8 protein-coding genes and 1 pseudogene are annotated in these 10,111 nt (G+C 63.2%); 1 reads left to right on the top strand and 8 read right to left on the bottom strand.

Annotated features, from left to right (window positions below; genetic code table 11):
- Nucleotides 1-89: 89 nt before the first annotated feature.
- Both CXY80_RS19865 and CXY80_RS01010 read right to left on the bottom strand, forming a co-directional pair.
- Nucleotides 90-167, bottom strand: a pseudogene (locus CXY80_RS19865) (recombinase family protein); the annotation flags it as partial.
- A gap of 94 nt (nucleotides 168-261) precedes the next feature.
- The gene (locus CXY80_RS01010) at nucleotides 262-603 is read right to left on the bottom strand and encodes a carboxymuconolactone decarboxylase family protein (RefSeq protein WP_104131250.1); all 342 of its coding nucleotides are present in this window, start codon (nucleotides 601-603) and stop codon (nucleotides 262-264) included.
- A gap of 180 nt (nucleotides 604-783) precedes the next feature.
- Here CXY80_RS01010 and CXY80_RS01005 point away from each other — a divergent pair, with 180 nt between their 5' ends.
- Nucleotides 784-1,152 (top strand): hypothetical protein, encoded by a 369-nt coding sequence (locus CXY80_RS01005; protein ID WP_104131249.1) that lies wholly within the window; start codon nucleotides 784-786, stop codon nucleotides 1,150-1,152.
- Between the two features lie 464 nt (nucleotides 1,153-1,616).
- On the opposite strand, the gene CXY80_RS01000 is transcribed toward CXY80_RS01005, so the two are convergent.
- The 6 genes from CXY80_RS01000 to CXY80_RS00980 all read right to left on the bottom strand — a co-directional run bounded on the left by CXY80_RS01000 (nucleotide 1,617) and on the right by CXY80_RS00980 (nucleotide 9,279).
- Nucleotides 1,617-2,489: a hypothetical protein gene (locus CXY80_RS01000; protein ID WP_146070614.1), complete on the bottom strand. Its 873-nt coding sequence runs from the start codon at nucleotides 2,487-2,489 to the stop codon at nucleotides 1,617-1,619.
- 156 nt (nucleotides 2,490-2,645) lie between these two features.
- A complete protein-coding gene (locus CXY80_RS18990; protein ID WP_146070613.1) occupies nucleotides 2,646-2,921 on the bottom strand; it encodes a hypothetical protein in 276 nt (91 codons plus the stop codon).
- Nucleotides 2,922-3,407: 486 nt separating this feature from the next.
- Nucleotides 3,408-3,953, bottom strand: coding sequence for a recombinase family protein (locus CXY80_RS00995; protein WP_104131247.1), 546 nt, complete (start codon nucleotides 3,951-3,953; stop codon nucleotides 3,408-3,410).
- A gap of 190 nt (nucleotides 3,954-4,143) precedes the next feature.
- A complete protein-coding gene (locus CXY80_RS00990; RefSeq protein WP_104131246.1) occupies nucleotides 4,144-7,209 on the bottom strand; it encodes a Tn3 family transposase in 3,066 nt (1,021 codons plus the stop codon).
- 354 nt (nucleotides 7,210-7,563) lie between these two features.
- Nucleotides 7,564-8,505, bottom strand: coding sequence for a DUF3560 domain-containing protein (locus tag CXY80_RS00985; RefSeq protein ID WP_104131245.1), 942 nt, complete (start codon nucleotides 8,503-8,505; stop codon nucleotides 7,564-7,566).
- A gap of 339 nt (nucleotides 8,506-8,844) precedes the next feature.
- A complete protein-coding gene (locus CXY80_RS00980; RefSeq protein ID WP_158251507.1) occupies nucleotides 8,845-9,279 on the bottom strand; it encodes a DUF3846 domain-containing protein in 435 nt (144 codons plus the stop codon).
- Nucleotides 9,280-10,111: the final 832 nt, after the last annotated feature.

Raw genomic sequence — 10,111 nt, 5'->3', positions numbered from 1 at the left:
CCCGCCGCTGATACGACATAGTAGAAAACACAGATAGTGGTCCTGTTTTCAAACGGCACTATTGGCCCTGTTTTGGCCCGGCGTTAACAGAATTCCGCGACCATGGCCAGGACGCTAAAGAGGAGCCGGCCGACGGGATCAGTGGGGTCGTGGACGGAGCCTTCGATGCGACCGGCCGCCTCATGCGCGGCAAGAAAATCGTGCAGTCGGGCGACGCCAGCTAGATCGTCGCTCTGTTCCGCACGGCTGCTTGGGGCTGGATCAGGCAGTGTGCTCGTGGTCGGCGAACTTCAAAGCCATCCGACCGTGGGTGTAACCGCCACCGGCACGAATTGCCGTGGAGACCCACGCGGATTCCGCGATCTCCGCTTCGGTTGCGCCCGCCGCCAGCGCGTCCTTCGTGTGAGCTTCGATGCAGTAAGGGCACTGCGTCGTAATGGCGACTGCCACCGCGATCAGCTGTCGCACCTTCAGCGAAAGCTCCGGCCCTTCCGATGCGAACACGGCCTGATCAAAGTCGATAAAGGCCTTGAGCATGGCAGGCGTCTGCTCCTTATAAACCTTGGTGTACTTCGAGTCTGTGGGATCTGCGTAATGCGACATGGACGCATACCTTTCGTTGCGATCGGATTATGACGAGTGTGGCGCAGTTTGCTTCCGCGAAGCCTTCGAGCGCCCTCTCAAGTCAAGCCCCGACAGGCCAACTTTGTTCCCGCTAGCCTGCGTTCGGCTCGCCTCCCGGTCTAGCGATCCTGGCAACGTTTACCGGCTCGTCGTAACGCCGTGGCCGCCGCGCAAATATTCTTTCACTCGGTCCGCAACCTCGTCACCAGCGATCTCTCCCGCAGCGACCTGACGCGCGAGATCGCGCACAGCCGATCCGCCGGGTCCGGCGGCACGTACTCCGGCCGGATCGCGGCGACCTTATCGCGGAACGCCGACCCCGACCATCCCACACGCTCGGCCAACACCGACGCGGGCATCGTCGCCGCCTGGGCCAACAACACCAGAACCTGCGCCGCCAACGCATCAAAAGTCGAGCCCGTCGCCGCCCGGTGGTACTTCGGCAGTCGGTCCGCTTCCAACGCCCGATCGACCGTTTCCCGCGGCACACCAAAGACTCTGACGATCGTTGGCCGGCGGCTCCGCTAACCGGTTGGGGTTCGCTGTCCATCTCGGGATCACTTCGGAATACCAGTCCCTCTCCGGGACCTCGTCGTCGACTTCCCTCCCCGGCTGCAGGGCGCGCTTGTGCGACTACATCTGGACCAATCCCCGCCAACCCAAAACTGGAAAACTCCGACCGTTGCACAGGCCCGGAACCTCTTAGCGTGCTATTTATTCCGTTTCGTGAGCTGACCCCAACCCGGCGGCCTGCTCATCACTTAGAAAATCGACCGCCATGCTACCAAGTCAACAGCCACCGAACCCCTTAGCGTGAATTTCCGTACCGATCCTCCTCAGACCGCGTAACGAATGCCACGCTGAGCGATGCGCCAGCCCGAGAAGTCCTTACTTTCAGGATTTCTTTGGCGCCCAACGAGCACGGCTAGCCGCCTGCATTCAGTGAAAATTTCCGCAGTCGTCGGATATTTGACTTTTTCACAAGCCACCCGCTACGCGTAGCCGATCACGTCGCTAGAAACCTCTCCCACGACCTCGGAGGGAACCTCATCGAGTGCAATCCGATGCACTCGATTCAGCCGGGGGTTAAAGATCCCCAGGTGCGTGATCTGCTCGAACTGTTCCTGACCCGATCGCTGACCCATGATGAGATAGATGAGCAACTGCAATGTGTGGTTCTTCCTCGGTGGATTCACCGACACCTTGAAGTCCCACAGCGTGTCTGCAGTAAGGAAATCACCGTCGCCTGAGTCCACCAGCTCTGTCCTCGACAGTACGTTGACCGGCCAAAAACCGTTCCCTGTGATCGGACCGTACCCGGCAAAGAACGACACAGACCTTTCCACCATGGTGCGGATGTGCGCAATCGTGACGGCATCGGGAACAGCGTGCTTACCTTCATAGAAATCCGGGTCCCGGTGTGCGACATCGTAACCGACCAGGTGCACTGCGGCGCAGATCGCGTCATCATCCGGAATAACGCCCGACCGCAAGATCTCCAACCTATCCAGAGCATCGGAAAGGTACGCCATGTGCCCAACCGACGACTCACCGCGCAGGTAGTCTACGTCGACCCCCGAGCTCAGCCTCGTCATGTCGAGACCATTACTCATCAACGCGTCAGAGTGCAGCCCGATCGTGCCCAGGATCGAGATCCGGAAGGCGTCGCCCGGCTCAGCGCCATTGGCGAGGCGCGACAGATAATCCACCGCCATCCCCACCGTGCCGGGATAAACATTCTCTACCTTGTGATCAAGTAATTGAATACCGCCGCCCCCAAGCTGGATCCTCTCCATTGCTCGGGCACGAATATAGCCACCGCGCGGCTGTTTAGTTTCCTTGATTCGATCCGTCACAGATGCCATACCCTCACCATAGTGAAGACACTGAACCAGCTCACAACACGGAATAGATAACCAAAAGTTCCCATAATCGCACGCCCTCAGGTCCCAGATCGTCTCTGCGCCACCGTGAACTCAAATAACGCCAACCACTATTCCACTACTGGTCAGACCCTGACTTTACGCGACGGAAAGCTGCCAACGACTCTCCGGGCTGAGCACCCCGTCGTCGACATATTCGCGCGCCTGGCGATGGTCGGCCCGACCATCCGGTGAACGCGGATAGCGCGGCCACACCCGCTCACCCGGGGTGCTCGCCTCAAACAGTGGCCGGCTCGACACGTGGGGCCGGCGCGGCCGCTGCCTCGGCGTGCTCGTCATCGTGGCATATTCGGCTTGCCACCACGCCCACACCACCCGCTCCGCCCCATACACCTCACGCCGAACAGCAAGCATCCCCTCAACACCCAAAACACGAGCCGCCACGGTACGCACATCCCGACGCGATCGAGCCCACCCCTCCGCGTGCTTAATGATCAGTCGATGTCGGCGGAGCCGACTCAAAATCGTCCCCGTGTGACGAGAGGACACCCCCAGCAGCCGCGCAGCAGAATCGATTGTCAGGGTCGCGTGCTCACGAAGAAGGGCATAGATCCTCCCCGCAAGGTGCCCCAACCCCTGACGAGTAAAAAGGTCATGGAGCTGGTCGGTCAGTTGATGCTCGATCGTGCGCACCAACTCAACCCTGAGCGTAAAAAGTTCGGAGGGGGGGCGGGGGTTATTAAGTGGTTGTGACCGGACTGTGTCAGAGGCTGTGGAAAACTTGTGGATAAGCTCCCATTCGGCGGCATTTCCGCCGTCAGAACTCGGGGGTTGAGCCGCATTGGAACGGTCAGTCACGTTTGGGTGTCTCGCGGGCCTGAGTTGGCGGATTTCGCGGCCTCAGTCGGGCGTAGGTGTGGGCTGGGTGAGGGTCTTGTGGACGACGCCGATCGAGACTCCTACGGCGGTGGCGATGGTGCGGATGGATTCGCCGCGTGCGCGGCGGGCGAGGATGGCGGCGTGCTTGTCGTCGTCGACGACTGGTCGCCGGCCGCCGACGTGACCGCGGCGACGTGCGGCTTCTAACCCGTTTTTGGTCTTGCGGGCGATATCACGGTGTCGGTCCTCGGACAGAGCGAGAGCGATGTCGAGGATGAGGGATCGTTGGGAGTGTTCCCCGGCCGCGATGCCGCGCTGGAAGAGGTCGTTGAGGACGATCAGGCCCTCGAGGAGGTTACGGCCGAGACGGTCGACTTCTTGGATGGTGAGCATGTCGGCGGGGCGGACGTGGGACAACGCCTCGAGGAGGATGGGTCGGTTCTCGGTGGCGAGGGTTCCGCTGATCTTCTCTTCGAATACTTTCCAGCAAATCGGGTCGAGAGCGTCGTGCTGGCGGCGGGTGTTCTGTTTGTCGGTGCTGACCCGGACGAGGCCGATGAGAGTCATGGTGCGTCACCTTTCGTTCATCAAACGTCATTTGCCGTTCATGTGAACGCTAGTAGTTAATGAACACCTGGAGCCGGTGTGAGGCCGTCTCCGAGGGGGTCGTGGCGGTGTTCGGCAGACGGTCGCTTGATGAACGTTGCCGACAGGGCACGCTGAGGGTTGTCGCGGCGGCCGCTCCTCGGAGCTGGCCTCAGGCCTCGTCCTCTTCGGGCGCGTCGGGATCGCGGAGGTCGCGGATTTTGCCGGGGGCGAGGTCGGGAGTGGCGAAGGTGTAGGTGCCCAGCACGCCAAGGTGGGAATGCACGAAGGGTGAGAGCCTGGCCAGGTCTTCTTCCCGGATCGGGTAATCCTGGTCACGGAGCTGGGTGACGGCGGCGTCGAGGTAGCGGGTGGTCCACAGGGTGGCGCAGTTCAGGACCAGTCCGAGAGCACCCAGCTGATTCTCTAGTCCGCGCTCGTAGTGATGGTAGAGCTCACCCCTTTTGCCGTGGCAAATCTTGCGCGCGAGGGAGTGACGGTTCTCTTGAAGGTTGCGGATGTCTTTGATATCGCGGCGGTAGGACTCATCAACGTCGATATAGGTCAGGATGTGCAGCGTCTTGAAGATTCGCCCGTAGGTGGCGATTGCCTCGCCGAGCGCGGTGGGATGTCCGTCGCGTTGCAGCATCGTCACAACGTCGTACGCGCGCACCGATCCGGTGTAGATCGAGGAGACCACGCGGACGATGTCATCCCAGTTTCTGCGGATCTTGCCGAGGTCGACCTTGCCGCGGGCGAAGGTGTCCAGCGGGCCGTAGTCTGCGCCAGTGTTGATGCGCCAGCCCTTCTGGTCGGGCAAGTCGGCCAGGGCCGGACGGTAGGAGATGCCCAGGAGCTCGAGCAGCCCGAAGACAAGGTCGCTGTACGAGCCAGTGTCGGTCACGACAATCTCAGGCAGCGCGCCGCCGTCGAAGCCGAAGATGACGTCGACCATGTGTAGCGAGTCACGAATCGTGCCTGAGACGATCTTGGCTCCGCGACCCATGCCCCGATCGTTTATGGCGTTCAGCCAGGTCATGCCTCTCTTGGAGCCGAAGTACTTGCGGTTCGGGCGGGCGAACGCGGCAGGAACGGGCACGACGAACCGCATCCCGTCCACGGCCGCGACCAGTCCGCCGCCCCACGCCTGAGCCAATCGGAGAGCGGCCTGCGCGTCGACGAGCGGGACGTTGGCCGCGGAGAGGGTCTCCGGGCGGAAGTAGTTCTGGTAGACGTGCGACAACCGGGACCGTTCCAGGGCCGGGACGCCCTTCTTGGCGATCGGCCGGTACCCGACGTTCAACGAGTGCGCCGTCAGGCATGCGGCGATCGACAGGGGCAGATCACCCATCCGGGCCTGCCCTCCGGATGCAGCCGTGAACGCTGCCGGCAGTTCGGGCACCCACCCCATGACCTCGAGGATCATCTCGGGCAGTTCCACGCGCGGCAACATTGCGGTGGTACGTGAGCGTAGGTCTACCAAGGAGGGCGGCTCCTCAACGGCTTTGAGGCCGGTGAGATGAATTCTCCCGTCCTCATCGACGCGCGCGTCGGGATTGACGGTGAGCCTCCCGCCGACCTCGCGCAGGGTGGCATCGAGCGCCCGGGCATGCTCGGCCAATAATGCGTCCGGGGACTCGGGCAGTCCGAGCGCGGTGAGCGTGTCGGTCCGCATCAACTGCCACCGCTCACCATCCAGGAGCGCAGCCTGCGGGTTGCGCCACTTCGTGGATGTCTCCGCGAAGATCTCCCGCCGTTTGAGGCATCTCCAGAACCGTTCCAAGACACATAGGGCGTAGGCGTGCCGGTTCACCGCGCCGCCCTCGTAGGCGGGATGCCCGAACACCAGTCGCCTCCACGGCCCCGTGACGACGGCGACGTCGATCAAGTTGCCGCCGATCAGCGGAGCGGCCAGCCGACTGCGGTGGGCCAGGACATCAGCCACTCCTGTCATCGCCGCCAACACAGGCGCACCTTCGGCGTTGGCCCCGAAGGTGATGACCTGGGTCAGAACCTTGAGGAACCCCGACACCGTGGGGAAGCGTTTGACCAGCTCGGTGCGCCAGTCATCGCCTTCGTCGGTGTCAACGGGAGGCGCGTTCTCGCTGACCACCATCAACGCGGCACGTACCTGCTCTCGGGAGACGACTTCTTCGATGGCCTCCCAGATCTGCCCAATCTGGACCTTTTCGCCCCACCCCTCGGCGGCGAACAGCACCTCCACCGCCGCGGCGAGCCGTGCTGATGCCTTCGCCAGCCGCGGGTGCGTGCGGACCTTGTCCTTGTCCGAGGCGCTTCGCGCCTTGTTCAGCAGCTCGGTGACCATCAACAGGTCAAGCAACTCCAGAGCATCATCGATCGACTTACCCTCCAGATGCCGCACCGTGGCCAGCAAAGTCGCCACTCGGCGGCCGGGTGGGTGCCGGCGCAGCGTCGAGGCATCCGCCCGCATCCCGTACTTCGCCAGCTCATCCAGCCGCTGCTGCGGCACCATATTCTCCGCGCCCACCCGCGCCAGCCCCAGACTGGTGACCTCGGCGACCTGGTCCAACGCCTTGATGATCGACGGACCCGAAGCGCGCGGCGTCACACCTTTGCGCCACCGCTCGAGGTCCGAGACCCGCGACCCGGGCGAGATCTCCAACAACTGCTCCAAGACATATCGCTGGCTTCCGGTCACCAACGCCTCCAAATCGCCCCATAACCGTTCGGCGGCCTCCTGGCGGAGCCGGGCGATCAGACGCGCCAAGGTGGTGACCCCGGGAAGCAGTACCTTGCGCCGCCGCAACCAGCCCAACGCGTCGGCGAAGATCGCCTTCGGCCCGTCACCCGACGTCCAGGCCCGCGCCGACACCCACGCAACGAAGTCCGCTTCCACGACCGTGAAGTCCACCCACCCGTACACGCGACGGATGAGCAGCTGATGCTCGAACGCCGTCGTACGCCGCCTCGTGTACTCGTCCACCCGGGACGAGTCATCAACACCCAGCTGCTCAGCGACGAAGTCCAGCACCACGACAGGCACATCCACCGGGTCCTCAAGGAAGGTCCCGATCCAGCGGACCGTCACCAGCTGCAACGCGAACCCGAGCTGAGAATGCCCACCACGCCGGACACCGACCAGGGTCCGATCCTCGTCGTCCAGGAAGAACACGCGTTCCAGATCCGCCCGCGACGGCGCACCAGTAAACCGCCCGTACGCAGCGACCTCATCATCAGTCAGAAATTCCACCGGCATCTGACGAACCTACGCCCCCGCCGGAACACAAAACGACCCCCATCGGAACGACCAATCACGCCAGCTCATGCCCGACAGGCATCTAAACGTGACTGACCGTTCCAATGCGGCTCAACCCCCGAATAAGGGAGCTTGCGACCGCGTGCGAGATTGTGGGTGACGTAGGCACGGAGCGAACTACGATGACCGGCCACCAAGGGAAGAAAAGTTTTGAATTGGAACGGATCGGCGTAGCCGGTTCCTTGTGGGCCGGCNTTGTGGGCCGGCCTTGGCCGGGTTCACCTAGTGGGGGAGTGTGAGGGGGCGCCGTCCCCTCACGGCCGGCTCTGGGCGGGCCGGCCGTTGTGGTCCGGGTTACTCGGGGCGCTGGTGCTGCTGGATCTCCGCGTACGGGGCGGTGCTGGTCCAGCTGTAGTCAGTGGTGACGCTGACGGTCTTGGCGTTGGCGCGGACGACTTGGCGCCAGTGCCCGCGGATCTTGACCCGGTCGCCCTTCTGGACGGTGTCGCGGCTGTGGCCGGTGGCCTGTCCAGTGGCGATCTGTTCGGCTCTGACGGCTTCCCAGTAGGTGATCTGGTCGCGCTTTTCTGCGATGTGCGGCGCGAGCTGGTCCGCTCGGGCCTGCTTCTGCGCTTCGGTCGCGTCGATGTACCCGCGTTCGTCGTCGTAGCACGGGGCGATGATGCGTCGTTCGAGCTTGCGGAGCTCGGCCCCCATCGTTTCGATGCGGTTGGCGACGGTGATGGGGGAGTAGCGGGCCTCGGTCGTGTGGGTGGCGGCGTCGGCGCGTGCCTGCGCGTGCTGGGTGTCGGCGGTCGCATCGAGGGCGGCGCGGGTGGCTCGGTCGGCCTTGGCGATGGCGTTGCGGTGGCGGGTTTCGGAGTGGTGGCCGATTTTGATCGGTTCGCCGCCTTCGGGCAGCCGCCGCAGGGCGACGTGCTCACGGTCCCACGCGGCCGTTTCGGCGGTGGCCTTGCGGTCGGCCTTGTGCTCGAGCGCGTCAACCCGGTCGGCTTGCCGCTGCACCTTCCCGGCCTCGACCTCGGCTGTGGGGCGGTGGGTACTGTCGAGGCTGGTGGTGACAGCGAAACCTGCGGCCTCCAACGCTGTGGTGGTGCGCTCGATTGTGCCGAGCTTGGGGAGACGGTCGCGGGACTGGGGGACGAACCAGGCGCTGATGCTGCGCCCCCAGCGCCACCCGCTGGCTTTGAGGACCTCGGCGGTCCCGTCACCTTTGCTGGTGCCGTCGATCAGGGTGCCCTCAGCGTGCGTGTGGGTAATGGTCAATGCGTTCATGTTCTCTTCTCTCTCCTCGGACAACTTGTTTTTTTGCCTTCCGGCGAGAGAAATCGATGCGACCGGGAGCGGTGTAGTGCAGGGTCGTGGAATACCGCAGGGAGCGCAGCGAGTGAGGATATGCCGCGAAAGCCCGGAACGAAGACGCGGGAGGAAGCTACGATGACCGGCCGGAATGGTCAAAAAAGCATCACAAGACAGCGCCGCACAGCGGCTCCGGATTGGCAGAACAGCAGGGCGGCCGCGCCGCCGTTCCATGGTTTTGTTCTGTGTGGGGGAGTGTGAGGGGGCCCGTCCCCTCACGGCTGGCCTGACGGGGTCAGGCCAGCCGTGAGTTGGTTAGTGGCGGCGGAGCATGGCGACGAGTCCGGGGAACGCGCTCAGGCCGACTGCGAGTTGGTCGATGATGGTCGGGGCGGGGCGGGTGGCGATTCCGGCGGTGAGGCGGTGCACCTGGGCGTCGGTCAGGCTGATGCTCTCGCCCGTCGCCGGGTCACAGCTCAGCGCAACGGCGTTACCAAAGAGCACGGCGGGTTTACCGAGCAGGTGGGCAATGATGGTCGCGCGCAGGTTGAGCCGTGACCCGTTGAGGGCGCCGTCATCGTCGACGAACAGGTCGATGTCTTCCTCGAGGCCGACGACGTCGAAGTTGTTGCACCCGACGCTCTCGTCCAGAGCCTCTACGATGCGGGCCGAGTCGATGAGGGTAGGTTCAAGCTCCTTGAGAAAGCCGATGCGGAGGGCACGGAGCTGGGTGGTGTGGGTGATGGTCATGATGAGTCTCCTCGTTAGGCGTTGCTGTCGGCGTAGCGGGTAACAGTGCACGTTTCGTCGGGCTGGGTGTCGACGCGGCCTTGGCTTTGGCATCCGCTGCACGCGCACCCGTCGGCGTACCGGACGCGCGGATAGGTGTTCTCGTAGTCGTACGTCATGGCATTTCTCTCTTTCTCCTCGGACAACTTGTTTTTTTGCCTTCCGGCGAGAGAAATCGATAGCGACCGAAGCGGTGGAGTGCCCAGAATTTCAGGCGAAATAAGGGAGCGTGCGACCGCGTCTGAAATTCTGGGAACGCAGCCGCGCAGGGAGCTACGATGACCGGCCGGAATGGTCAAAAAAGCATCAGAAGAACAGCGCCGCGCAGCGGCTCCGCCCTGACAGAACTGAGGACGGCCGCGCCGCCCTTCCGCTGTAAGGGGAGAGAGCTTCGACTGCGCCGCGGCTTCCGTTGTGCTGCCGCCGGTAGGGCTGCCTCCCAGGCGGTGTGAAACGTGGACTTTGGCAACTGAGATAAACAGGGAAGCTCTTAGCGTGCTATTTATTCCGTTTCGGGAGCTGACCCCAACGAGTGCATCCCGAGCGCAGCGTCCAAACGGTTCGAGAAAATTGTTGCTGAACGCCACCCAACCTTCACGTCGGATATTCGATGAATTCACAAGCCAGCCCGCTGATCACCCCAGCGGAGTAAGTGGACTACCCCGCGACGAAACTCCCGCTGGCCTCATTCGCCTTGACAATTTCCGCGAACATGATTGGCTCGTATTACGTGACAATTTCCGGAACAGTAGTCCTACCGTGAAAGAAGGAGGTGGCTCGTGAGCCACTACGC

The organism is Cryobacterium sp. M91, assembly GCF_002929615.1.
Taxonomy (GTDB): Bacteria; Actinomycetota; Actinomycetes; order Actinomycetales; family Microbacteriaceae; genus Cryobacterium; species Cryobacterium levicorallinum.
This window is presented reverse-complemented; position numbering and strand designations above follow the sequence as displayed.

Bases quoted from the DNA above. Each gene is read 5' to 3' on its own strand.
- CXY80_RS00985 (WP_104131245.1), bottom strand. From the start codon at position 8,505: ATGAACGCATTGACCATTACCCACACGCACGCTGAGGGCACCCTGATC.
- CXY80_RS00995 (WP_104131247.1), bottom strand. From the start codon at position 3,953: ATGACTCTCATCGGCCTCGTCCGGGTCAGCACCGACAAACAGAACACC.
- CXY80_RS00990 (WP_104131246.1), bottom strand. From the start codon at position 7,209: ATGCCGGTGGAATTTCTGACTGATGATGAGGTCGCTGCGTACGGGCGG.
- CXY80_RS01010 (WP_104131250.1), bottom strand. From the start codon at position 603: ATGTCGCATTACGCAGATCCCACAGACTCGAAGTACACCAAGGTTTAT.
- CXY80_RS18990 (WP_146070613.1), bottom strand. From the start codon at position 2,921: ATGCTTGCTGTTCGGCGTGAGGTGTATGGGGCGGAGCGGGTGGTGTGG.
- CXY80_RS01000 (WP_146070614.1), bottom strand. From the start codon at position 2,489: ATGGCATCTGTGACGGATCGAATCAAGGAAACTAAACAGCCGCGCGGT.
- CXY80_RS00980 (WP_158251507.1), bottom strand. From the start codon at position 9,279: ATGACCATCACCCACACCACCCAGCTCCGTGCCCTCCGCATCGGCTTT.